Source organism: Planomonospora parontospora (genome assembly GCA_014647935.1).
GTDB lineage: Bacteria > Actinomycetota > Actinomycetes > Streptosporangiales > Streptosporangiaceae > Planomonospora > Planomonospora parontospora.
Genome location: BMQD01000013.1, coordinates 118,340 through 141,116, shown reverse-complemented (window position 1 = coordinate 141,116; position 22,777 = coordinate 118,340). Strand labels below are relative to the sequence as shown.

The 22,777-nt window shown below is 74.8% G+C and carries 19 protein-coding genes; 6 read left to right on the top strand and 13 right to left on the bottom strand.

What is annotated here, in order from left to right; translation table 11 throughout:
* Window positions 1-21 precede the first annotated feature (21 nt).
* On the bottom strand, window positions 22-1,353 hold the full coding sequence (locus tag IEZ07_RS35830) for a hypothetical protein (protein WP_239320313.1): 1,332 nt from the start codon (window positions 1,351-1,353) through the stop codon (window positions 22-24).
* The gene (locus tag IEZ07_RS21045; protein ID WP_191896311.1) at window positions 1,343-2,560 is read right to left on the bottom strand and encodes a hypothetical protein; all 1,218 of its coding nucleotides are present in this window, start codon (window positions 2,558-2,560) and stop codon (window positions 1,343-1,345) included. Before IEZ07_RS21045 ends, IEZ07_RS35830 begins: the two co-directional genes overlap by 11 nt.
* Window positions 2,561-2,794: 234 nt before the next feature.
* Between IEZ07_RS21045 and IEZ07_RS21040 the strand changes: the two genes are divergently transcribed.
* A complete protein-coding gene (locus IEZ07_RS21040; protein WP_191896310.1) occupies window positions 2,795-3,451 on the top strand; it encodes a response regulator transcription factor in 657 nt (218 codons plus the stop codon).
* Between the two features lie 122 nt (window positions 3,452-3,573).
* Here IEZ07_RS21040 and IEZ07_RS21035 read toward each other — a convergent pair whose 3' ends face one another.
* From IEZ07_RS21035 to IEZ07_RS20995, 9 genes are all read right to left on the bottom strand, one after another.
* Window positions 3,574-5,589 (bottom strand): prolyl oligopeptidase family serine peptidase, encoded by a 2,016-nt coding sequence (locus IEZ07_RS21035; RefSeq protein ID WP_191896309.1) that lies wholly within the window; start codon window positions 5,587-5,589, stop codon window positions 3,574-3,576.
* Between the two features lie 30 nt (window positions 5,590-5,619).
* Window positions 5,620-7,362 (bottom strand): ATP-binding cassette domain-containing protein, encoded by a 1,743-nt coding sequence (locus IEZ07_RS21030; RefSeq protein ID WP_191896308.1) that lies wholly within the window; start codon window positions 7,360-7,362, stop codon window positions 5,620-5,622.
* The gene (locus IEZ07_RS21025; RefSeq protein ID WP_191896307.1) at window positions 7,359-9,143 is read right to left on the bottom strand and encodes an ABC transporter ATP-binding protein; all 1,785 of its coding nucleotides are present in this window, start codon (window positions 9,141-9,143) and stop codon (window positions 7,359-7,361) included. Before IEZ07_RS21025 ends, IEZ07_RS21030 begins: the two co-directional genes overlap by 4 nt.
* Before the next feature lie 79 nt (window positions 9,144-9,222).
* Window positions 9,223-9,357: a SapB/AmfS family lanthipeptide gene (locus tag IEZ07_RS21020; RefSeq protein WP_191896306.1), complete on the bottom strand. Its 135-nt coding sequence runs from the start codon at window positions 9,355-9,357 to the stop codon at window positions 9,223-9,225.
* Window positions 9,358-9,403: 46 nt separating this feature from the next.
* Window positions 9,404-9,532, bottom strand: a complete 129-nt coding sequence (locus IEZ07_RS21015; RefSeq protein WP_153054127.1) for a SapB/AmfS family lanthipeptide — start codon at window positions 9,530-9,532, stop codon at window positions 9,404-9,406.
* Between the two features lie 46 nt (window positions 9,533-9,578).
* Window positions 9,579-9,707, bottom strand: a complete 129-nt coding sequence (locus tag IEZ07_RS21010) for a SapB/AmfS family lanthipeptide (RefSeq protein ID WP_153054127.1) — start codon at window positions 9,705-9,707, stop codon at window positions 9,579-9,581.
* Window positions 9,708-9,711: 4 nt separating this feature from the next.
* A complete protein-coding gene (lanKC, locus tag IEZ07_RS21005; protein ID WP_191896305.1) occupies window positions 9,712-12,348 on the bottom strand; it encodes a class III lanthionine synthetase LanKC in 2,637 nt (878 codons plus the stop codon).
* A gap of 146 nt (window positions 12,349-12,494) precedes the next feature.
* A complete protein-coding gene (locus tag IEZ07_RS21000; RefSeq protein ID WP_191896304.1) occupies window positions 12,495-13,307 on the bottom strand; it encodes a sensor histidine kinase in 813 nt (270 codons plus the stop codon).
* 202 nt (window positions 13,308-13,509) lie between these two features.
* Window positions 13,510-14,208, bottom strand: coding sequence for a M50 family metallopeptidase (locus IEZ07_RS20995; RefSeq protein WP_373868868.1), 699 nt, complete (start codon window positions 14,206-14,208; stop codon window positions 13,510-13,512).
* Window positions 14,209-14,370: 162 nt separating this feature from the next.
* Here IEZ07_RS20995 and IEZ07_RS20990 point away from each other — a divergent pair, with 162 nt between their 5' ends.
* The gene (locus IEZ07_RS20990; protein WP_191896303.1) at window positions 14,371-14,853 is read left to right on the top strand and encodes a nuclear transport factor 2 family protein; all 483 of its coding nucleotides are present in this window, start codon (window positions 14,371-14,373) and stop codon (window positions 14,851-14,853) included.
* Between the two features lie 87 nt (window positions 14,854-14,940).
* On the opposite strand, the gene IEZ07_RS20985 is transcribed toward IEZ07_RS20990, so the two are convergent.
* Together IEZ07_RS20985 and IEZ07_RS20980 are read right to left on the bottom strand one after the other, a co-directional pair.
* Entirely contained in the window at window positions 14,941-17,157 is a 2,217-nt protein-coding gene (locus IEZ07_RS20985; protein ID WP_191896302.1) for a thiamine pyrophosphate-dependent enzyme, read from the bottom strand.
* Between the two features lie 179 nt (window positions 17,158-17,336).
* Complete coding sequence (locus IEZ07_RS20980) at window positions 17,337-17,936, bottom strand: SACE_7040 family transcriptional regulator (protein WP_191896301.1); 600 nt, start codon at window positions 17,934-17,936, stop codon at window positions 17,337-17,339.
* 101 nt (window positions 17,937-18,037) lie between these two features.
* Here IEZ07_RS20980 and IEZ07_RS20975 point away from each other — a divergent pair, with 101 nt between their 5' ends.
* From IEZ07_RS20975 to IEZ07_RS20965, 4 genes are read left to right on the top strand one after another with little or no spacing between them, the layout of a single operon-like run.
* Entirely contained in the window at window positions 18,038-19,606 is a 1,569-nt protein-coding gene (locus tag IEZ07_RS20975) for a carboxyl transferase domain-containing protein (RefSeq protein WP_191896300.1), read from the top strand.
* Entirely contained in the window at window positions 19,603-19,731 is a 129-nt protein-coding gene (locus IEZ07_RS35825; RefSeq protein WP_275413851.1) for a hypothetical protein, read from the top strand. Before IEZ07_RS20975 ends, IEZ07_RS35825 begins: the two co-directional genes overlap by 4 nt.
* Entirely contained in the window at window positions 19,731-21,764 is a 2,034-nt protein-coding gene (locus IEZ07_RS20970; RefSeq protein WP_191896299.1) for an acetyl/propionyl/methylcrotonyl-CoA carboxylase subunit alpha, read from the top strand. The genes IEZ07_RS35825 and IEZ07_RS20970 overlap by 1 nt, the downstream gene beginning before the upstream one ends.
* The gene (locus tag IEZ07_RS20965; RefSeq protein WP_239320318.1) at window positions 21,761-22,774 is read left to right on the top strand and encodes a hydroxymethylglutaryl-CoA lyase; all 1,014 of its coding nucleotides are present in this window, start codon (window positions 21,761-21,763) and stop codon (window positions 22,772-22,774) included. The genes IEZ07_RS20970 and IEZ07_RS20965 overlap by 4 nt, the downstream gene beginning before the upstream one ends.
* The last annotated feature ends 3 nt before the right edge of the window (window positions 22,775-22,777 follow it).

The following is a 22,777-nucleotide window of genomic DNA, read 5'->3' as shown; positions in this document are numbered from 1 at the left end:
CTGCTCTGATGCGCCCGGCGGCTATCGGCGCCGGGCCCGTACGGCCGCCGCCAGCGGGGTGTGCGGCCCCGCGGCGAGGATCAGCTCCTCCTGCAGGCGCCGCCTGGCCGCCGGGGTCAGCCGGTGGAACTGCGGGCCCGGCACGTAGCCGCCCGCCTCCTCGCCCGACTTCACCTGGGTGACCAGCCCCGCGTGGCGCAGGGTCCGCAGCGCGGCCTCCAGCTCGCCGATGGGCAGCAGGGTGTGCCGCCGCAGCTCCTCCGCCTGGGCGGGGAACGGCGACAGCCAGCTGTCGGCGGGCAGCAGGCCCTCGGCCCGGGGGATCGCCACCGAGTGGACCAGGACCAGCACCAGGACGGCCCGCTCGGCCTCGCCCAGGGCGGTGCCCGCTTCGGCCGCCACGTCGTCGGCGTATCCGGAGGTCCACGTCTCCCGGCCGGAGACCAGGACCCTGCCCCGGCGCCGGAGCATCTCCGCCAGCACGCGGCGGAGCACCGGGTCGCGCAGTGCTGGGAACCGGGCCTCGTGCACCGGCTCGGCCGCGTGCTCCACCGCCATGAACGCGGCGACGACCTCCGCGCGGCGGCGCTCGTCGAACGGGGCGAGCAGGTCGTCGTCCACGCCCTCGGGGAGGTCCAGGCCCGCGGCTGCGCCGTGGCCGGTCTCCCCGGCCACGGGCAGCACGGCGGGGACGCCCTCCTCGCCCGGGCCGGGCAGGCGCCGCACCAGCTCGCGCAGCTGCGCGTGGGAGGCGGCGGGCCAGGAGGCGCACCGGGGGCCGAGCCGTACGGTGCCGTCGGCGACCACCAGCCAGGCCGAGTCGTGCAGGCGGCGCAGGGCGCCGACGGCCCAGTTGCGCATGAGGTCGTCGGCGCGGCCGATCAGCGCCCGGTAGGCCGCCAGCACGTCGTCGACGGGCGCGGGGGTCCCCGGCCACGGGTCGGCGGTCAGGTCGCTCCAGCAGCACTTCAGGGCGGCGGCCAGCACCCGCCGGGTCTCCCCGGACCGTTCCACGGCCACCGGCGAGGCCTGGTATTCGGCCAGGAGCGAGGGGGTCGTCCCGTCCGGCCAGGCGGGCAGCGCCAGACCGGTGCCGTCGCCGCGGCCCAGCCGCGCCATGCCCGGGGGCGCGGCCTCGCCGGGGCCCAGGGGAAGGGGGCCGGTGGACCTGGCCCGGACGTGCGCGAGCGCTGCCGTCCCGGAGACCTTCGCGGCCCCGGAGATCTCGGCCGCCGCGGTGGCCGCGGCGGCGTCGGCGGCGCCGGATCCGGTGGACCCCGGCCGCGGGGCGGGAACCGCGGACCCGGCGGCCGAGGGTGCGGTGCCGGGCGCGCCGGTGCCGTCAGGCGTCATGGCCGGTCCTCTCCAGCAGGCCGTGGGAGAGCCAGGCGGGCTCGGCTCCGGGCTCGGCGGACAGGCCGTCGGACCAGCGCAGGCGGTAGGGCGACTCGGGGCGCAGATCGGCGGCGACGAGGTCGGCGAGCAGGCGGCGGACCGAGACCCACTCGCCGTCGGCGGTGAGCAGCTCCTCCAGCCGGGCCGAGGAACGCCCGCCGAGCGCGGTCTCGGCGACCGAGGCCAGGCGGTCGAGCCCGTCGGCGCCGGGCTCGTAGGAGTCCGCCGGACCGGGGTCGGGCAGCGCGGGGCGCGGAGGGGCGGGCTGGACGGGTGCGGGGCGGGGGCTCTCGTCGACCGCGCGGACGATGGCCGCCGGATCGTGCCACGGGGCGGGGGCGTCGAAGACGAAGCCGTCGAGCACCGCGGCCAGGCGCTCCCTGTCCGCCGTCTGGGCGAACGTCCGCCAGGTCTCGGCGGGCAGCAGCGTGAGGTTCCTCGTCGTGCCCGCGGAGTCGGCGAGCCGGCCGGCGGCGCGGCGGGAGGCGTCGCTGTAGGAGTAGATGGCCGCGCGCAGCTCGGTGCAGGTGCGGTCCAGGTCGGGCCAGCGGGTCAGGATCGTGGCGTGCAGGCTCTGCGCGCGCTGGGCGATCTCCTCGGTGCCCCAGAGCGTGGGCGCCTGCTCCCGGAGCTCCTCGATGGTGCCCCCGGTCAGGGTGATGAGCTCCAGTGCCCAGAGCCGGAAGGCCCGCGCCAGGTTCTGCGCGCTGACGCGCGCCTCCTCCATCGTCGTGCGCGGGTCGGCGACGTTGAGGTCCTCCAGCGCGAGGAGCCGGTGCACCTCGGACTGGCCGCCGTCGTGGAGCATGCGCCGGATGAACATCAGGCCCACCATGCTGGTGAACGACGCCCGGTAGCGGAGCTGGTGGGGCTTGGGGAAGACCTCCCGGACCGCGCCGAGGCCCTTGAGCACCCGCAGGCGGTTCTCGAACATCTCCAGCGGGTGGGCCCGGCAGGCGTGCCGCATCTGCTCGTGGGTCAGCCATTCCTCCCCGGCCTCGGCGAACGCCGTGAACAGGGTCTCGGCGATGTCGACGAGGGCCGGATCGTCCACCACCGCGCCGCTGTCGCGCGCGAGCGCGGCGAACATCCGGCGGTAGGTCGTGAGCACGGCCTCCTCGCTGAGGGCCGAGTCCAGCGTGATCTCGTGGGTCGTCTCTGGCACGCGCCCTACCGTAAGGCTTGCGCCTGACAATCCCGTCCTCCGCGTCCTCCGGACCCCTGCGAACCCCTATAAAAGAGGACATCACGCCTGGTGGGACGGTGTGGTGGCCGGAACCGGTCAGTGTTCGCCGTTCCTTCAGGTTAAATTCGGGTAACGCGGTAGTCGGCCGGTTCCACTGGGTAGCGCCGGGATCCGGGAGACGGATCGTGTGTCACCGTGAGAGGGAGACTGCGCGTGATAAATGTCCTGATAGCTGAGGACATGCACCTCGTCCGGGGGGCGATGGTCGCCCTGCTCTCGACGGAGGAGGACATCGAGGTCGTGGGAGAGTCGGGGCACGGCGACGAGGTGGTGGAGGCGTGCCTGCGCCACCGCCCCGACGTCGCGCTGATCGACATCGGCCTGCCCGGCACCGACGGCATCACCGCCGCGGCGGAGCTCCGGCGCGCCCTCCCCGGCTGCCGTGCGGTCATCCTCACCGGCCTCGCGACGCCGGCCGCGCTGCGCAGGGCGCTGGACGCCGGGGCGCGCGGCTTCGTCGTCAAGGACGCCCCCGCCGGAGAGCTCGCCGAGTGCGTGCGCCGGGTCGCGCGCGGCGAGCAGGTCGTCGACCCCGACCTGGCCGTCGCCGCGCTCAGCGCCAGGGAGAACCCGCTGACCTGCCGGGAGCTGGAGGTCCTGAAAGTGGCCGCCGAGGGGGCCCCGGTCGAGGAGATCGCCGACCGGCTCTACCTGTCCGGGGGCACCGTCCGCAACTACCTGTCGCGGATCCTGTCGAAAGTCGGCGCGAGGACCCGCGTGGAGGCGATCAGGATCGCCAAGCAGGACGGCTGGCTCTGGCCGGACGACCTCAGCGAGGTCGGGCTGGTCCGCCACCGCTCGCGCGTCTGAACCCCGCCTCGCCCCCACTCGCGTACCAGGGCCCCGTCCCCGCCCGCCGCGGCCGTCCGCGCGTCCCGGCCCCCGTCACCGTCCGGGCGGCGGGGGCCCGCGGCCGTCCGCGCGTGGCCCCGTCACCGTTCGGGCGGCGGGGCCTCCAGCCCGGTGTGCGCCGCCAGGAAGGCCAGCATGTCCGCCGCCAGCCAGGCCGCCCGCCCGGCGGCCCGGGCGCCGTGCCCGACGCCCTCCTCGTGGCGGAGCAGGACCGGCCGGTCGCCCGACGTGGCGTGCTGCAGCGCCGCGCACATCTTCCGCGCGTGCATGGGGTCCACCCGGGAGTCGCCGCCGAACGAGGCCAGCAGCGTCGCCGGGTAGTCCACCCCTTCGCGGACCCGGTGGTACGGCGAGTAGCCCAGCAGGTGGCCCAGTTGCTCCGGGTCCTCCGCGGAGCCGTACTCCCCCCGCCAGGACGGGCCCAGGCCGGAGAGCTCGTAGCGGACCATGTCGAGCAGCGGGGCCGAGCAGACGGCGGCGGCGAACAGCTCCGGCCGCTGGGTGATCGCGGCCCCGGCCAGCAGCCCGCCGTTGGACTCGCCGCAGGCGGCCAGCATCCCGGCCGTGGTCCAGCCGTCGGCGATCAGCCGCTCCGCGGCGGCCGTGAAGTCGTCGATGGAGTTCTGCTTGCGCTCCAGCATGCCGTCGCGGTGCCAGGCGGCCCCCTCCTCGCCGCCGCCGCGCACCTGGGCGAGCGCGAAGACGCCCCCGGCCTCCACCCACGGCAGGATGTAGGCGGAGTAGGAGGGGGTCAGCGGGATCCCGAACCCGCCGTAGCCGTACAGGATCGCCGGGCGGGGCCCGGTCCCGGGCCGGGCGAGCACGACCATCCGCACCGGCGTGCCGTCGGCCGAGGCGTAGACGATCTGGCGGGACTCCAGCTCGGGCACGTCGACGGCGCCGGGCGCGGCGGCCCAGAGAGAGGTCCGCCCGGTGCGCGCGTCGTAGCGGTGCACGCTGCCCGGGGTGACGCCGTCGGTGTAGGAGAACCACACCTCGCAGCCCCCCTCGGGGCGCGCGGACATCCGGCCCGCGGTGCCGAGCCCGGGCAGCGGCACCCCTCCCAGCCGCTCGCCGGTGGCCGCGTCGTGCACCCCGATCTCGCTGATCGCGTGCCGGGTCCGGCCGACGAGGAGCACCGGGCGGCAGGGACCGTCGAGGACCGCGAAGTCGGAGATCACCGCCTCGGGATCCGGGCCGACCAGCTCCCGCCAGCCCCCGGGGCCGGGATCGGCCGGATCGGCGACGCACAGCCGGCCCGTGGGCGCGTCCAGCGTGGTGAGCAGGTACAGCCGGCCGTCGCGGCCCACGGCGGGCACCGTGACCGCGCCCGCTCCCTCCTGCACCACCCGCAGGCCGGGCCGCTCGGGCGGGGACGCGGCCAGGTCGGCCAGCCAGACGTCGTTGCCGGCCCCGGCCGGAGCCGAGACCGTCAGCCAGCGGCCGTCGTGGCTGGAGCCCAGGCCGTAGGACCGCTCCTCGGCGCAGATCACGACGTCGTCCGCGGCGGGCGTGCCGAGCCGGTGCAGGCACACCCGCCGGTCGCGGACGTAGAAGAACGCCTTGCCGTCCGGGAGCCAGGCCACCGGGGCGTAGCGGCAGCGGTCGATCGGGCCGTCCACGGTCCGCCGGGCGCCGACGTCCATGACCCGCAGCTCCGACCGCTCGTCCCCGCCCCGCGACAGCTGGTAGGCCAGCAGCCGGCCGGTGAGGTCGGGCTGCCACCGGTCCAGGACGGTCAGCCCGGAGGGGTCGAGCGCGCCCGGGTCGACCAGCGGCTCCTCCGCCCCGTCCGGGCCGGCGGTGTACAGGACCGGGTGCTCCCGCCCGGCCTCGTGACGCAGGAAGAAGCGGCGTTCCCCGCGCCACAGCGGCGGCGTGACCGTTCCGGCGGAACAGAGCCCGGCCACCCGGGCGTGCCAGCGGTCGCGGCCGGGCAGGGCGGCGGCGTGCGCCCGCCACAGGTCCTCCTGGGCGGCCGACCAGCTGCGGGTCCGCGGGCTCGCCGGGTCCTCCAGCCACCGGTACGGGTCCGGTACGGCGTGCCCGTGCAGGAGGTCGGTGACCGGCTGCCGCTCGGCGGGGGGATAGATCATCTGATCGGCTCCTGGACGTCCGGGGTGAGGTCAGGCCGCGTGCCCGGAGGGCGCGTCCGGCCGGGTGCCGGGCGGCGCCTCCGCGGAGGCGGTTCGGGGGTCCCACCGGCCGACCAGGCCGGCGTAGAGGGGGGACGAGGCGAGCAGCTCCCCGTGCGTCCCCAGCCGCACGCGCGTGCCGTCCATGACGAGGACGCGCCGCGCGCGCAGGGCGGAGGCCGGCCGGTGGGCGATGACGAGGAGCGTGCCGCCGCGCCGGGCGAAGGCCTCCTCCGCGCGGGCCTCGGCCACCGGATCGAGATGACAGGTCGCCTCGTCGAGGACGATCAGGCGGGCCGGGGTCAGGTAGGCCCGGGCCAGTGCGACCAACTGGCGTTCACCCGGGGAGAGCAGGGAGGGGCGGATCTCGGCGCGGTAGCCGCCCAGCCGCTCCACCAGCCCGGCCAGGCCGACCGCGGCCACCGCCTCGTCCACCTGCCCGGCGCCGGCCCGCGCGAGGTAGGTCAGGTTCTCCATGAGGGATCCCCGGAAGACGTACGCCTCCTGGGGGATGAGCACCCGCTCGGCCGGGTCGAGGCGGTCGGCGGGCACGCCTCCGACCAGGACCTCGCCCGCCTCCGGCCGCAGCACGCCCGCGATGAGCCCGGCCAGCGTGGACTTGCCGATGCCGCTGGGCCCGACCACGGCGAGGTGGTCCCCGTCGGGGACGGACAGGTCGAGACCGGCGATCACCGGTTCGGCGTGCGGCCCGTAGGCGAACGTCACGCCGCGCAGTTCGGCGCCCCCGTGCGCGGCCGGGAGCCGGTCCCCCGCCGCAAGCGGCCGGTCCGCGCCGGTGCGCGCCGACTCCTCGATGCGGTCGAGGGAGACCCACAACCGGACCCCGCTGACGCCCAGGCCCTCCACGAGGTTGTCCAGGGCCGGGGCCAGCGACTGCGTGACGTAGGCCAGGGCGCCCAGGATCACGCCGGCGCCGGCTCCCTCGGACAGCAGCCACGGGGTGCCGGCCAGTACCAGCACGGCCGGGGACCAGCCGCCCACCGCCAGCGAGAGCGTGCGGGCGGCGGTCACCCGGGCGAGCGCGCGGCCCGCTTCGGCCTGCTCCGTCACCCGGCGCCCCACCGCGGCGGCCGCCCGCTCCTCCGCCGCGCAGGCCGCGATGTCGCGCAGGCCGCCGGCCACGGCCGTGACCGACTCCGCCGTCCGCTCGTCGGCCAGCAGGAACGCCCGCTGCCGCCGGGCCAGGACCGGCAGCGAGAGCAGGAAGAGGCCGAGACCGGCGGCGAAGGGCGGCAGCACCAGCACCAGCACCTGCGGGATCAGCGTCATCAGCCCGAGCAGCACGCTCACCGCGGTGAACACGAAGGACCTGACGACCGTGACGACCGAGGCGAGGGCGTCACGGGCCAGCTCGACCTGGAGGTTCGAGCGGGCCACCGCCGAGGCCTCCGTGCCCGGGCCCGGAGCGGCCGACCGGTCCAGCGCGCCCTCGACGACGTGGCTGAGCAGATCCTCCCGGAACGGCTCCACGATGGCGGCGACGGCCAGCACGACCCGCTGCGCGCCGACCGCGGCGACGAGCCAGGCACCGCCGAGGACCGCCAGCCAGGCCAGGCCGATCGCCGGTCTGCCCGCGGCGAAGCCGTCGTCGATCGCCCGCGCGACGGCCAGGCCGATGAGGAGTGCGGGCGCGCTCTCCAGCACGGACCACAGGCCGAGCCGGACCAGTACGCGCGGATCCCGGCGCAGCGCCCGCAGAACCGGCCGCTTCACGACGCGCCCGCCCGCTCCGCGGCGTCCGTCCGGCGCGGGCGGGGCCCGGGGTCGTCCGGCCCGGTCCGCCGCACCTCGAAGACGGCCCGGTAACCGGGGTCGTCCCAGAGCACCCGGTGCCGGTCGTAGCCGCGGACCCGGCCGCCCTCCAGCCAGATCACCCGGTCGGCCGCCGCCGCGGTCGCGACCCGGTGGGTCACGATCAGCCGGGTACGGCCCGCCAGCTCACCGGCGAGCGTCTCGCTCACCCGGCGCTCGGTCAGGGTGTCCAGGCTGGAGGTGGCGTCGTCCAGGACGAGCAGGCGCCGGCCGTGCGCGAAGGCGCGGGCCAGGCCGAGCCGCTGCCGCTCCCCGCCGGACATCGGCGCGTCGGCGAGCGGGGTGCCGTAGCCCGAGGGCAGTCTCCTGACGAAGGCGTCGGCGCACGCGGCGCGGGCGGCCGCCCGCAGCGCCTCCAGCCGCTCCGGGGTCGGCGGGGCGTCCGGCGCCCCCGGATCCGCTCCGGGGCCGGGCTCCCGCAGGCCGAGGCCGATGGCGTCGGCGACGGTCTCGCCGATCAGGACGGGGCGTTCGAAGGCGTAGCCGACGGCCTCGCCCAGCGCCTCCCGGGACAGGTCCGGCAGCTCGACGCCGTCGAGGAGCACCGCGCCGCCGGAGGGGTCGGCCAGGCGGCCCGCGAGGGCCGCGAGGACCGACTTGCCCGCACCCGACCGGCCGACCACGGCCACCGAGCACCCTCCCGGGACCAGCAGGTCGACGCCGGACAGGCCGTCGGCGGTGACGCCTCTCAGTTCCAGGGTGCCGGGACCGGGAGGCAGGGAGCGGCGGCCGTAGGCCCTGCGCGGTTCGGAGAGCAGCTCGCCGATCCGCCCCGCGGCGGCGCGCGCCCGGGCCAGGCGGCCCACGTAGCCCAGCGCCGAACCGAGCCCGGCGCCGAGGACGACGTAGCGGGCGGCCGAATACAGCTCCCCCGCGGTGAGGTCGCCCGCGGCGAGGCGGAATCCCCCCACCCCGAGCACCGCCACCTCCAGCAGCGGCACCACGACACCGGCCTGCACGCCCGCGCGGGCGTTGGTCCGCCACATCTCCATGGCGTGCGCGCGCAGCCGGGGGAGCGGGGCCAGCACCCGGGCCTTCTCCTCGGCGTGGGTTCCGGCGGCGGCGATGGTGCGCGCGCCGGCCAGGGCGTCGATCAGCCGGGCCGCGATGTCGCCCTGCGCCTCCTGGTAGTCGCCGGCGAGGGTGGTGCTCACCCTGAGGAAGGCCCGGAGTACGAGCACGATGACGACGAGGCCGGCGGCGAGGGTCAGTGTCAGCCAGGGATCGATGAGAGTGAGCGCCACCAGGCCTCCCGCGGTGGGGATGACCAGCGCCGCCCCGGTGACGAGGGTCTCCGGCGCGCGGCCCGCCTCCTCGGCGTTGACACCCGCGCGGGTGGCCAGCTCCCCCTCGGAGAAGCGCCGGCTCAGTGCGGGCCCGGCGCCGAGCACGTGCCGCACGGTCAGGTGGCGCAGCCACTCCGAGGCCCGGGTGCTGCAGGCCCCGGTCGCCCACACCCCGAGGGCGTCGCACGCCACGGCCGCGACCACGATCGCGGCGCAGGCGCCCAGCCACGTCCCGCGGGAGGGGGCGGCCGAGACGAGGGCGTCGACCGTCCGGCCCAGGACGAACGGGAGCGCCAGCTGCGCCAGGGCACCGGTCACGGCGGTGACGGCCAGGACGCCGAGCCACGGGCCGCTGCGCCGTACGATCCGGGCGACCAGCCGATCCGACGACCGCACCCGTCCCTCCTCTCCCGGTGCCGTCCGCAAAGGAAATGCCCGGGACGGCCTCCGCAGGCCGTCCCGGACACGTGTGCCGCTAGTGGCAGAGCGCGACGCTGAGGTTGCTGGGCTTGCCGGAGTTGCAGGTCAGCGCGGTCAGGGTGCTGCCGCCGCCGCCGCCGCTGCCGCCGCCGGTGGGGGCCTCGAGGGACTGCAGGTCGAGAAGGACCATGGGATTACTCCAGTTCTGTGTTCGGGGGATGGGGGTGGAACCGGGACTAGTGGCAGAGCGCGACGCTGAGGTTGCTGGGCTTGCCGGAGTTGCAGGTCAGCGCGGTCAGGGTGCTGCCGCCGCCGCTGCCGCCGCCGGTGGGGGCCTCGAGGGACTGCAGGTCGAGAAGGACCATGGGATTACTCCAGTTCTGTGTTCGGGGGATGGGGGTGGAACCGGGACTAGTGGCAGAGCGCGACGCTGAGGTTGCTGGGCTTGCCGGAGTTGCAGGTCAGCGCGGTCAGGGTGCTGCCGCCGCCGCTGCCGCCCCCGGTGGGGGCTTCCAGGGACTGCAGGTCGAGAAGTACCATTCGTTCACACCTCCTTCGGTGACTCGTCGGGGTGGGACCGCTCGGCGGGCTCGTGTGCAGGCGATGCCGTTGCCATGGCGCCTGCGCCGCCGGGCGGTTGGATGAAGGGGAGGAACACCGGGCGGTCGTTCAGCGCGGTGCTCATCGCGAACAGGACTCCGGCCGTGCCGGTCGCGAAGTCCATGGAGAGCCGGAGCAGCTGGTCGCCGGGGAAGGCCAGCCCGTCGCCGTGACTCAGCGCGTGCCAGGCCAATCCCCGGATCTGCTCGGCCAGGTCGGTGCCGGGACCGTCGGGGAAGGGGCCCAGCCCTCCGCCGAGAGCCGCGATCATGCCGGCCCGGCCGGTGAACAGCCCGGGCTGCACGAAGAACCCGCCGCGGGTGACGAGCCGGCAGGCGTCGAGCGCGGCCGCGAACCCCTCGTCGTCGCGGTGGGCCAGATAGCGGGCCAGGACCAGGCCGATGCCCACGGACCCCTCGTCGAGGTAGGGCAGGGTGCGCCAGCCCTGGTCGACCTGGAGCGTCCCGTCCTGGGTGGTCCTGCACCGCCGCAGGTCCTGGCGGAGCGCCACGGCGGCGTGCTCCAGCAGCGCGGCGTCGCCGGTGTGCTCGTAGGCGTGCAGGAAGAGCAGGGCGGAGCCGGCCGAGCCGTACATCAGGCCGGCGCGGGGGCCGGTCCCGCCGCTGAGCTCGGGCACGTCGTCGGGACCGCCGAGCCGGTCGGCGCAGATGCCGGCGGCGCGCAGCGCCGTGTCCGAGAGCGCGCGCTCACCGGTGGTCCGGGCGAGGTGGAAGAGGTTCAGGCCGATTCCGGCCAGGCCGCCGAACAGGCCGGTGTCGAGCAGTTCCCACTTCTCGCGCAGGCACCTGTCCACGATGTCCAGCGCGTCCTGCCGGTGGCCGAGCAGGTCCAGGACGTGCGCCACACCGTGCAGTCCGTCGTAGAAACCGATGCGCGCACCCCGTTCGAGGTCGCGCGCCCGGCGCCGCAGCCACTCCTCGTGCTCGGGGAGGCGTCCGGCCCCGGCCGCGTCCAGCGCGTAGAGCACCCCGGCGGCCCCGTGGGCGAAGGTGAGGCCGCCGCCGGGTTCGAACTGGGCCGGGTCGCCGGGGAAGAGCCGGTCGTCGCGGTCGGGGGTGGCGCTCGCCAGGATGGCGCGGACCATCGCGTCCCGCACCTCCGGCCAGGCGTCGTGGCCCGGCCGGGGCGCCGGCCGCGACGCCACCGGCTCCGTGCCCGTGATCGTCCGGACCGCGTCGTCGACCACCTCGGGCGGGACGGGGAAGGCCTCCTTGATCAGGCCCGCCAGCTGGGCGGCCTTGCCCCGGTCGAGCATCTGCATGATCATCAGCTGGGGGGCGAACAGCCCGATGCAGAGGCAGGCCAGGGCGTAGGCGTCCGTCTCGAGGCCGTGCCGGTCGCGGGGCGCGGCGAAGGCGGGGTGGCCGAGCGTGGCGCGTTCGCGGTTCTCGGCGAGGGTCGCGACCTCGTAGTCGATCAGGACCATGCGGCCCTCGGCGGTGACGAGGATGTTGTTCGGGTGCAGGTCGCCGAAGACCACCCCGCGCCCGTGCAGGGACTCGACGGCCGCGCGGACCTTGGGCAGCACGTCGAGCACCCAGGCGGTGTAGTCGGCGAGCTCCCGCGGGCCGCACGAGGCGCGGGTCAGCGGATACTTCTGCACGAGGAGCCGCTGCAGCGGGTTGCCGTCGACGAACTCCTGGACCAGGAAGTGGTGGTCGCCCAGCGTGAAGTAGTCGACGAGCGCGGGCACCGCGTCCAGCCCGGACAGCCGCTCCAGCATGTCCCGCTCGTGCGCCAGCCGGGTGACGGCGTCCCGGTCCATGGTGTCGAGCCCGGCGTACGGACGCGCCTCCTTCAGCACCACCCGCCGGTCGGTCCGCGCGTCCCGGCCGAGGTAGACCCCGCCGCCGTTGGAGAACTGGATGACGCTCTCGATCTCGTACGGCAGGCCCGCGGTGGTGACCGCGTTGCGCGCGGCCAGGTGGGGTTCGAGGAAGGCCGGCAGCGTCACCCAGGAGGGGAGGCTGAAGGAGGGGCCGCGGACGTCCGGGACGAGGTTGCCGTCCCCGTCCTCGAGGGCCAGGACCAGCTCGCCGTTGTCTCCCGTGCAGTGGCGCGGGACGAAGCCTCCGTACCGCACGAAGAGCGGGCCCTCGCCGTACCGGAGATCGCTGAGGATGTAGGGCCCCCTCACCCCCCGCAGCAGGATGTCGAGCTCCTTCAGGGTGAGTTCGAGCTGGCTGTCGTCCAGCGGGTAGACCGTGACCAGCTTGCCGCTCGATCCGCGGGCGGCCGCCTTGGAGTTCAGCATCGTCATGACCGGCCGGCTGCGCAGGAACTTGAACGGGATGTCCCGCGGCACGCAGTAGTCCCACACCGCTTCCATGGCGCGCTCGGCGTCCTCCACGCACGCCGACACGTGGATCTTCCATCCCTGCGGCGGCACCGTCCCCTCGGCCGGCGCGTAGTGCATCCACGTGTCGGTCGCCTGGTGCGTCCAGCCGTCCGGGACCTCCCGGGACGCGAGGGGGAAGTCGGGATGGCCGCCGCGGCTGCCGTCAAGAGTGTCGTAAAAGAGCGGATCCGCGAGGCAGTAAAGCTCGTACTGGTCATTCACGGGGATCTCCTTGCTGGCTTCCAAAGAGAGAATCCCGGACGTACCCGGCTATTTCCAGTTACAAGTTCCATCGCTCGAATATGCATAATTCACAGGCATGACGGTGAAGATGTGCGTCATGCGAGGTGGAGTCGATGAAGTGAAAGTTATTCAGAAAAGTCGACGGGGGCTTCGGCGACCAGCCGGAACCATCCGTCCGGCCCGGCCGCGGCTTCCACGGTGCCGCCGAGACGGGCCATCCGCTGCCGGAGATTGGCCAGGCCGCCGGCCTGCGGGTGCGGATCCGGGCACGGGCCGGGCGTGAGCGCGGAGCCGGGGGCGGGCTCGGTGGCGAGGGCTCCGGACGGGGACGCCGACCGGGAGTGCCCGGCAGGGAAGCGGCCGGGGCCGGCCGCCCCGTCGTTGGCGACGGTCAGCCGCAGCCGGCCGTCGTGCCGGGCCGTCTCGATCACGCACTTGCGGACCGCGCTGTGCCGGAGCATGTTGGTGACGCTCTCCCTGACCACGGCGCCCAGCGCCATGTTCAGGTCCGCGGGCAGGCCGGTGGCGTCCACCTGGATCAGGCAGTCGGCTCCCAGGCTCCACAGCAGGGCTTCGGCCCGTACGGCCTCACCGTGCAGGGAGAGGTTGCGGTGGGACCGGGAGGCGTTCCGCACGGCGTGGGCGGCGTGCCGTACGGCCTGGAGCGCCTCGGCGAGATCGCCGCGGAGCCGGGCGTCGCCGTGCGCCTGCCGGTAGGCCAGTTCGCTCTTGATCGACGCCAGCCAGAGCCAGTGGCCCACGAGATCGTGCATGTCCCGGGTGAAGTCCTCGCGCGCCCGGGCGACGGCCCTGTCCCGCTCGGCCGCCTGCTCCTGCCTGAGCCGTCTGAGTCGCGCCCAGAGAAGGGCCGTGACGCCCAGCGAGGCGAGAAAGAGCAGAGCCGTGACCGCCACCGCGGGATGGATGTGAGACAGCATGCCGACTCTCGCCGGAGGGGGAGTAACTCCGCCATAAAACCATCTATTAGGTTAACTGTCAACAAAACCAAACAATGCTCGGTTATGTCAACGAGTCCGAAATGTCAACACTGATGATGGTCAACCCTCTATGTTATTTTCACCGGACGGCGCTTCCGCGCCGGGCGCGGACCGGAGCCGCACAAGACGCCGACCGGAGCCGCTACGGCAGGACGAGCGGGAGCGGGACCAGCAGGTAGACGCCGGCCAGCAGGGCCGCGCCCGAGACCAGCAGGAAGAGCAGCACCCAGAACCCGCCGGGCAGGAAGGTCAGCCGGGCGAGCTGGTCGGCGTCGGAGTCGGGGGCGCGGCCGTGGCGGCGCTTGCGGCCCAGCTCGAGGATCGGCCGGATCCCGCCGAACAGCAGGAACCAGACGGCCAGGTAGGCGATGACCGCGTCGACGTCCGGCGGGGCGTACCAGGTGAGCGCGGCGATCGCCCCGCCGACGGCCAGCAGGCTCACCGCCCCGAACAGGTTGCGGATCACCACCAGCATGCAGACGAGCAGTGCGACCACGACGGTGATGAGCACGGCGACGTAGCCGGAGGAGGTCAGCCAGGCGCCGCCCAGCCCCAGCAGGGAGGGGGCGACGTAGCCCGCGGCGGCCGTCAGGATCATGCCCGGGCCGGTGGGCCTGCCGCGGGTGAGCGTCACGCCCGAGGTGTCGGAGTGCAGCCGGATGCCCTGCAGCTTGCGCCGGGTGAGCAGCGCCATCAGCGCGTGCCCGCCCTCGTGGGCGATGGTGACCAGGCCCCGGGAGAGTTGCCACGAGGCCGACCACGTCACCACGGCCAGGGCGGCCAGTGCGGACAGCAGCACGACCCATGCGGGCGGTCCCGGCCGGGCCGTGGTGAGAGTCACCCACACTTCGGTCAACGTTCACTTCCCCTCGCGGATGCCCCGGAACGCCAGAGCAAAGCGTCCCACGGGAACAAGTCTGGCGGAGACAGGTCCAGGGTGCTGTATACCTGTGAAGTATCTGCCGTTATTAAGCTCGAAGTGCAGAATGGCAATGATCGGGAGATGCCCGTGAGCGAGACCGACGCCACCCTCGTCAGGACCTTCTACGGCGCGCTCGCGCGCCGCGACCTCGACGCCATGGAACGCTGCTACCACCCCGACGTCACCTTCGGCGACCCGATCTTCCAGGAGCTGGAGGGCCGGCCCCGGATCATGGGCATGTGGCGCCTGCTGATGGAACGGGGCGCCGGCCTGGACGTCTCGCTCAGACGGGTGACCGCCGGCCCCCACGAGGTCACCGCCGGCTGGATCGCCGGATACACCTTCACCGCGACCGGGAGGAAGGTCGTCAACCAGATCGACTCGCTGTTCCGGTTCGAGGGCGGGCTGATCGTCCGGCAGCACGACGACTTCGACTTCAGGCACTGGTCGAAGATGGCCCTCGGCAGGCCGGTGGGGCTCGTCGTCGGCTGGACTCCGGCGCTCCGGGCGCGGATCCGGAGCCAGGCGATGGAGGGCCTCAGGGAGTCGATGACCCCCGCCTGAGGCCGGTCCCGCGCCTGCGCCGGAGCTCCCCGCCCGGCCCCGGCGCGCGCCGTCCCCGCCCAGGGGCGCGGGGCCCGCCGCGGCCCGTCAGCCGAGGAGCTTGCGGGCCGCCTCCTCGATCTCGCCCTCCGAGAGCAGCACGTGCTTGGCCGCGTCGCCCAGCGGGACGAAGCTGTCGGAGGAGGTCACCCGGGCGATCCTGCCGCCGAACCCCGCGTCCAGCAGCTCCGCGACGATCCCCTCCGAGACGCCGCCGCCGCGGCGGGTCTCGTCGGCGATCAGCACGCTGCCGGTCAGCTCGGCCGCGCGCAGCAGGTCCTCGACCGGCAGCGGGGCCAGCCAGCGCAGGTCGAGCACCCGGCAGCCGTATCCCTCCGCGGTGAGCCTGACCGCGGCGCGCAGGCTCATCCGCAGGCCGTTGCCGAAGGTCACGATGGTCAGGTCGCGGCCGTCGCCGTAGCTGCGGGCACGGCCGATCGGGACGTGCGTCTCCGCCCAGCGGGACGGCGGGGCGTACGGCGCGAGCCAGCCGTTGTCGCCTTCCTCGAACATGTCGCGCGCGGTGTAGAGGGCGATCGGCTCGAGGAAGACGCAGACGCTGCCGTCGGTGCGCGCGGCGGCCAGGCAGGTGCGCAGCATCGCGGCGGCGTCGTCGGGCCGGGCCGGGGAGGCGACGACCAGGCCGGGGATGTCGCGCAGCGCGGCGACGGAGTTGTCGTTGTGGAAGTGGCCCCCGAAGCCCTTCTGGTAGGCGTAGGAGGGCAGGCGCAGCACCATCGGGTTGCGGAAGGCGCCGCGGGAGAAGAACCGCAGGGTGGCGGCCTCGCCGCGGATCTGGTCCAGGGCGTTGTGCAGGTAGGCGAGATACTGGACCTCGGGGACCGGGAGCAGGCCGGACACGCCCGAGCCCAGCGCCAGGCCCAGCACCGTCTGCTCGTCCAGGAGCGTGTCGAACACCCGGTTCGGGCCGAAGCGCTTCTGCAGGCCGCGGGTGACGCCGTAGACGCCGCCCTTGCGGGCCACGTCCTCACCGAAGACCAGGACGTCGGGACGGGCGGCCAGCTCGTCGGCCAGGGTCCTGTTGATCGCCTGGGAGAGGGTCAGCGGCCCTTCGTTCTCGGGCAGCCGCCCGCCGAAGGCCCGCTCACGGGCCGCGGCGGGGGCGGCGGCCGCGACCGCCTCGGCCACGGCGCCGGGGGTGCGGGGGGCCAGCGGCTCCACGATGTCGACGGCGGAGGTCAGCTTCGGCCGCCTGGAGCTCTCCATGGCCATCCGGAGCAGGTGCTCGCGCATCGTCTCGTAGCGGGTGATCAGCTCGTCGGGGGTGGCCAGCCCGGCCTCGACGAGCAGGCGGGCGGTGGCCACCAGCGGGTCGCGGGCGAGGTCGGCGTTGATCTCCCGCTTGGTCCGGTAGGACAGTTCCACGTCGGAGCCCGCGTGGCCCATCAGCCGGACGGTGCCCAGGTGCAACAGGGCGGGGGAGCGGCTGGTGCGCACGTGGTCGGCGGCGGCCCTGGCCGCGTCGTGGGCGTCGGCCAGATCGCAGCCGTCGGCCTCGAAGTACTCCAGCAGGGGGTGGCGGGACGCCTCCACCCAGCCGCCCGGGGTGCGCACGCTGATGCCCAGGCCGTTGTCCTCGCAGACGAACAGGACCGGCATCCCCAGGCCCTGGTAGGAGCCGTAGGCGGCGGTGTTGAGGCCCGACAGGGCGCTGGCGTGGTTGACCGAGGCGTCGCCGAAGCTGCACACCGCGATCGCGTCGTCCGGCCAGGCCCCCCGCACGCCGAGCTGACGCGCGCGCTCGATCGCGAAGGCGACGCCCACCGCGCGCGGCAGGTGGCTGGCGATCGTCGAGGTCTGCGGGATCACCGCGAGGTCGGGGTGGCCGAAGACCTTGTGCCGGCCGCCCGCGATCGGCTCCTCCGCCGAGGCGACCAGGCCGAGCAGCACGTCCCGCAGGCCCTGCTCGGGCAGCCGCCCGGCCATCGCCGAGCGCACCAGGTAGAAGGCGCCGGAGCGGTAGTGGAGCAGCGCCGGGTCGGTCGTGCGCAGGGCCGCGGCGACCGCGGCGTTGCCCTCGTGACCGGCGGAGCCGATGGTGTAGAAGCCCTCGCCGCGTTCGCGCAGGAGGCGGGCGGTGACGTCCAGGAGCCGGCTGCCGAGCTGGAACTCGAACAGCTCCCGGCAGCGGACCCCCGTCAGACTCGTGCCCTCGCGCACCGGCAGGGCCGGGTCGCGTCGGGTCCCGGCGGTCAGGCCCGCCACCGCTTCGGCGAAATGAGTCTCAACAGAGTCGCGCGCCACAAGCCTGATTATGTCCCGGCGAGCCGTCCCCGTCGCCGTCCTTGGCCTCTTTCGTCCACCGGATCTTCCGTCCGGTCCGCTGGCGGGTCCGCCCGGTCCGCCGGGGGCGGCGGGATCCGCACCGGGACCGAGGCCTGCCGACCGAGCCGCTGGAGGCTCGCCGCCGAAGTTAACGAACCCTAACGTCGCGCCTCGGCGAGCGCCGCGCGGGCCATGGCGTGCAGCAGCGGGGTCATCGCCTCCGGCGGCAGCTCGCCCGCGCTGTGCGGAGTCGAGTTGAGCAGGCCGAAGACCGCGTGGGTGGCCGCGCGCAGCCGGGGCGGCGGGCAGCCCGGGTGCAGTTCGCTCAGCACGGTCACCCACTCCTCCACGTACAGCCGCTGCAGCCGGCGGATCCGGCGGCGGGCCGGCTCGGGGACGTTGCCCAGCTCGCGGTCGTGCACGGTGATCAGCGCCGGATGGCTGAGCGCGAACTCGATCTGCCCGGCCAGCAGGGCGTCCAGTGCGCTCTCCGCGTCGGGTGCCGCGGTGACGCGCTCGGCCGCCGAGGCGTGCAGGCGCTCGCTGATGTCCAGCAGCATCTCCGCCAGCAGCGCCTCCTTGCCGCTGAAGTGCCGGTAGAGCGCCGGCCCCGAGGTGCCGACCGCCCCGCCGATGTCCTCGATGGAGACGCCGTGGAAGCCGCGCGCCGCGAACAGCTCCGCGGCGGCGTCCAGGATCTCCGCGCGCCGGGAGCGGCGTTCGCGGGTAGGGGTACGGGCGGTCGTCACGACTCGCATGGTAGACGGTGGCGTTAACGATGACTAACATCACCGGTGGAGTTAGCGGCCGTTAACCCCCGGCAACGGCGCCGGGCGGTGATCTGCGAAGGAGGCCCGCATTGAGCAGCTGGCCGGTGCTGCGCAGCACCTGCGACCCGGGCGGTGTCGCCTTCAAGGCGAACACCGAGGTCAACGAGCGGCTCGCCGCCGAGCTGCGGGAGCGGGTCGCCGCCGCCGCGCTGGGCGGCCCGGAGAGGTCGCGGGCCCGGCACGTCGCCCGCGGCAAGCTCCTGCCCCGCGAGCGCGTGGACACCCTGCTCGACCCCGGCTCCCGCTTCCTGGAGCTCTCCCAGCTGGCCGCCACCGGCCTGTACGGCGGCGACGCCCCCGCGGCCGGGATCATCACCGGCGTCGGCCGGATCTCCGGCCGCGAGTGCGTGGTGGTCGCCAACGACGCGACGGTCAAGGGCGGCACCTACTACCCGATGACGGTCAAGAAGCACCTGCGGGCCCAGGAGGTCGCCCTCGACAACCGGCTGCCGTGCGTCTACCTCGTCGACTCCGGCGGCGCGTTCCTGCCGAGGCAGGACGAGGTCTTCCCCGACCGCGAGCACTTCGGCCGGATCTTCTACAACCAGGCCACCATGTCGGCGCGGGGCATCCCGCAGATCGCCGCAGTCCTGGGCTCCTGCACGGCCGGCGGCGCCTACGTCCCGGCGATGAGCGACGAGGCCGTGATCGTCCGCAACCAGGGCACGATCTTCCTGGGCGGGCCGCCGCTGGTGAAGGCCGCCACCGGCGAGGAGGTCACCGCCGAGGAGCTCGGCGGCGGCGACCTGCACTCCCGGACCAGCGGGGTCACCGACCACCTCGCCGAGGACGACGCGCACGCCCTGCGGATCGTCCGCGACATCGTGGCCACCCTCGCCCCCCGGCCGGAGGCCCCCTGGGAGCGCGCGCCGGCCGAGGAGCCCGCGCACGACCCCCGCGACCTGTACGGCATCGTGCCCGCCGACACCCGCACGCCGTACGACGTCCGGGAGGTCGTCGCCCGCCTCGTCGACGGCTCCCGTTTCCTGGAGTTCAAGGCCGAGTACGGCACGACGCTGGTGACCGGCTTCGCCCGCATCCACGGCCACCCCGTCGGGATCATCGCCAACAACGGCATCCTGTTCGCCGAGTCCGCGCTCAAGGGCGCGCACTTCATCGAGCTGTGCGACCGCCGCAACACCCCGCTGGTCTTCCTGCAGAACATCAGCGGGTTCATGGTCGGCAGGGCCTACGAGGCCGGCGGCATCGCCAAGCACGGCGCCAAGATGGTCACCGCCGTCGCCTGCGCCCGGGTGCCGAAGTTCACCGTCGTCGTCGGCGGCTCGTTCGGCGCAGGCAACTACGCCATGGCCGGCCGGGCCTACTCGCCCCGGTTCCTGTGGATGTGGCCCAACGCCCGCATCTCGGTGATGGGCGGCGAGCAGGCCGCCAACGTGCTGTCCACCGTCGGCGACGCCGACCCCGACGCGATCCGGCGGCAGTACGAGGAGCAGGGCAACCCCTACTACTCCACCGCCCGCCTCTGGGACGACGGCGTCATCGACCCGCTCGACACCCGCACCGTCCTCGGCCTGGCCCTGTCCGCCGCCGCGGGCGCCCCCCTCGACCCCGTCGGCTACGGCGTCTTCCGGATGTGACCGAGACCATGACCCCGACCACGACCACGACCACGACGATGATCCTGACCGCGACCTCCACCGCGACCTCCACCGCGGGCGTGACCCCGGTCACGACCCGCCCGCTCCGCCGGGGGCACCCCTGATGCTCTTCCACACCGTCCTCATCGCCAACCGGGGCGAGATCGCCCTGCGGATCATCCGCACGCTCCGGCGGCTCGGCATCCGCTCCGTCGCCGTGCACAGCGACGCCGACGCCGGCGCGCCGCACGCCCGCGAGGCCGACACCGCGGTCCGGCTGCCCGGCGGCTACCTCGACATCGAGGCGGTCGTCGCGGCCGCCGCGGCCACCGGGGCCCAGGCCGTCCACCCCGGCTACGGCTTCCTGGCGGAGAACACCGCCTTCGCCCGGCGCTGCGCCGAGGCCGGCCTGGTCTTCGTCGGACCGCCCGCCGAGGCCGTCGAGGCCATGGGCGACAAGATCCGCGCCAAGGCGACCGTCTCGGCGGCCGGGGTGCCGGTCGTGCCCGGCGCCGCCGAGCCGGACGACGACCTGCTCACCGCGGACATCGGCTTCCCCGCACTGATCAAGCCGTCGGCGGGCGGCGGCGGCAAGGGCATGGTGCTGGTCCGCTCGGCCGCCGAGCTGCCGGACGCGCTGGAGTCCGCCCGCCGTACGGCCGCCGCCGCGTTCGGCGACGCGACCCTGCTGGTCGAGCGGTTCGTGGAGGACCCCCGGCACATCGAGATCCAGGTGCTGGCCGACGCCCACGGCAACGTGATCCACCTCGGCGAGCGCGAGTGCAGCCTGCAGCGCCGCCACCAGAAGATCGTCGAGGAGGCGCCGTCCCCGCTGCTGGACGAGGAGACGCGGGCCAGGATGGGCGCGGCGGCGGTCGAGGCCGCCCGGTCCGTCGGCTACGTCGGGGCCGGGACGGTGGAGTTCATCGTCCAGGGCTCCACGGCCGACTACTACTTCATGGAGATGAACACCCGCCTGCAGGTCGAGCACCCCGTCACCGAGCTGGTCACCGGCCTGGATCTGGTCGAGCTCCAGCTCCGGGTGGCGGCCGGGGAGCCGCTCCCGCTCACCCAGGACGACGTGCGGCTGCACGGCCACGCCGTCGAGGCCCGCGTCTACGCCGAGGACCCCGCCCGCGGGTTCCTGCCGACCGGCGGCCGGATCCTCGCCCTGCACGAGCCCGGCGTGCCCGGCCCCGGCCGGCCCGCCGCCGACGGGACCGTCCGGGTCGACTCCGGCCTCGCTGCCGGCGCGGTGGTCGGCAGCGACTACGACCCGATGCTGTCGAAGGTCATCGCCTGGGGGCACGACCGGCCGAGTGCGCTGCGGACCCTTGACCGGGCGCTCGCCGGCACGACCGTGCTGGGCGTGACGACGAACATCGCCTTCCTGCGGGCCCTGCTCGCCCACCCCGAGGTGGCGGCCGGGGACCTCGACACCGGTCTGGTCGAGCGCCGGCTCGGCGAGCTGGTCCCGCCCGCGGGCACCCCGGACGACGTCCTGGCCGCCGCCGCCCTGCTGCTGCAGCACGAGCTCGTGCCCGCCGCCCCGGCCGACCCGTGGGAAGTGCCGGACGGCTGGCGGCCCGGCGCCGGGGCCGCGTGGACCGTCTGGCGGCTGGAGGGTCCCGGCGGCGTGACCGCGGTCGGGGTGCGCGGGCTGCCCGCCGCGGGGAGCGGGGCCGCCGAGGTCCGCCTGCCGTCCGGCGGCGGCGACGCAGCCGGCGCGACCGGCGCGGACCGGGTCCTCCGGGCGGACCTGACCGTGGACGGCTCCGACGTGCTCGTCACCCTGGACGGCGTCCGGCGGCGCTACGCCGCCGCCCGCGACGGCGACACCGTCTGGCTCGGCCGCGAGGGGAGCACCTGGGCCCTGACCCGCCACCGCCTGGGCGACCCCGGAGACCGGGCGGGCGCCGGGGCGGCCGGTGACGGCGTGGTCCGCAGTCCGATGCCCGGCACCGTGCTCGTGGTGAAGACGGCGGTGGGGGAGCGGGTCGCCGAGGGGCAGCCGCTGGTGATCGTCGAGGCGATGAAGATGGAGCACACCGTGACCGCCCCCGTCGGCGGGACGGTCGCCGAGCTGCCGGTGCGCGCCGGGCAGGCGGTCGACATGGACGCCGTGCTCGCCGTCGTCCGGCGGGAGGAGGAGCCGTGACGACCAGGGGAGCGACCGGGGGAGCGCGGCCCGCGCCGTACCCGGCGGAGGGCCTGCCGGAGCGGGTCACGGTCTACGAGGTGGGGCCGCGCGACGGGCTGCAGAACGAGCCGGTGGTCGTCCCCGTGGAGGTCAAGGCCGAGTTCGTGGCCCGGCTCGCCGCCGCCGGCCACACGGTGATCGAGACGACCAGCTTCGTGCACCCCAGGTGGGTGCCGCAGCTCGCCGACGCCGCCGAGCTGCTGGCCGCCGTCGAGCGGGTGCCCGGGGTGCGCTACCCGGTGCTGGTGCCCAACGCGCGCGGCCTGGAGCGGGCGCTGGAGCTGGGCGTCACCGAGATCGCGGTCTTCGCCAGCGCCACCGAGACGTTCGCCGCCAAGAACCTCAACCGGACGCTGGACTCCCAGTTCGAGATGTTCGAGCCGGTCGTCGCGCGGGCGCTGGAGCACGGCCTGAAGGTGCGGGCGTACGTGTCGATGTGCTTCGGCGACCCGTGGGAGGGTCCCACCCCGATCGACCAGGTCGTCGAGGTCGGCCGCAGGCTGCTCGACCTCGGCTGCTTCGAGCTCTCCCTCGGCGACACCGTCGGCGTCGGCACTCCCGGCCACGTGGCCGCGCTCATCGGGGCGTTCGGCGGTCCCGAGCGGCTGGCGGTGCACTTCCACGACACCTACGGCCAGGCCCTCGCCAACACGCTGGCCGCGCTGCGCGCCGGGGTGACCGTGGTCGACGCCTCGACCGGCGGCATCGGCGGCTGCCCGTACGCCGAGTCCGCCACCGGCAACCTCGCCACCGAGGACCTGGTCTGGATGCTGCACGGCCTCGGCGTGGAGACCGGCCTCGACCTCGGCGCCCTGGTGGAGACCAGCACCTGGCTGGCCGGAAGGCTCGGCCGTCCCAGCCCGTCCCGGGTCGTCCAGGCCCTGTCCAAGGCCCTGTCCAAGGCCCCGTCCGAGGCCCCGTCCGAGGCCCCGTCCGAGGCCCCGTCCGAGGCCCCGCCCAAGGAGTGACAG

Coding starts and splice junctions, on each gene's coding strand:
- IEZ07_RS35830 (WP_239320313.1), bottom strand. CDS start 1,353: ATGACGCCTGACGGCACCGGCGCGCCCGGCACCGCACCCTCGGCCGCC.
- IEZ07_RS21035 (WP_191896309.1), bottom strand. CDS start 5,589: ATGATCTATCCCCCCGCCGAGCGGCAGCCGGTCACCGACCTCCTGCAC.
- IEZ07_RS21020 (WP_191896306.1), bottom strand. CDS start 9,357: ATGGTCCTTCTCGACCTGCAGTCCCTCGAGGCCCCCACCGGCGGCGGC.
- IEZ07_RS21015 (WP_153054127.1), bottom strand. CDS start 9,532: ATGGTCCTTCTCGACCTGCAGTCCCTCGAGGCCCCCACCGGCGGCGGC.
- IEZ07_RS21010 (WP_153054127.1), bottom strand. CDS start 9,707: ATGGTACTTCTCGACCTGCAGTCCCTGGAAGCCCCCACCGGGGGCGGC.
- IEZ07_RS21000 (WP_191896304.1), bottom strand. CDS start 13,307: ATGCTGTCTCACATCCATCCCGCGGTGGCGGTCACGGCTCTGCTCTTT.
- IEZ07_RS20990 (WP_191896303.1), top strand. CDS start 14,371: ATGCCCGTGAGCGAGACCGACGCCACCCTCGTCAGGACCTTCTACGGC.
- IEZ07_RS20980 (WP_191896301.1), bottom strand. CDS start 17,936: ATGCGAGTCGTGACGACCGCCCGTACCCCTACCCGCGAACGCCGCTCC.
- IEZ07_RS20970 (WP_191896299.1), top strand. CDS start 19,731: ATGCTCTTCCACACCGTCCTCATCGCCAACCGGGGCGAGATCGCCCTG.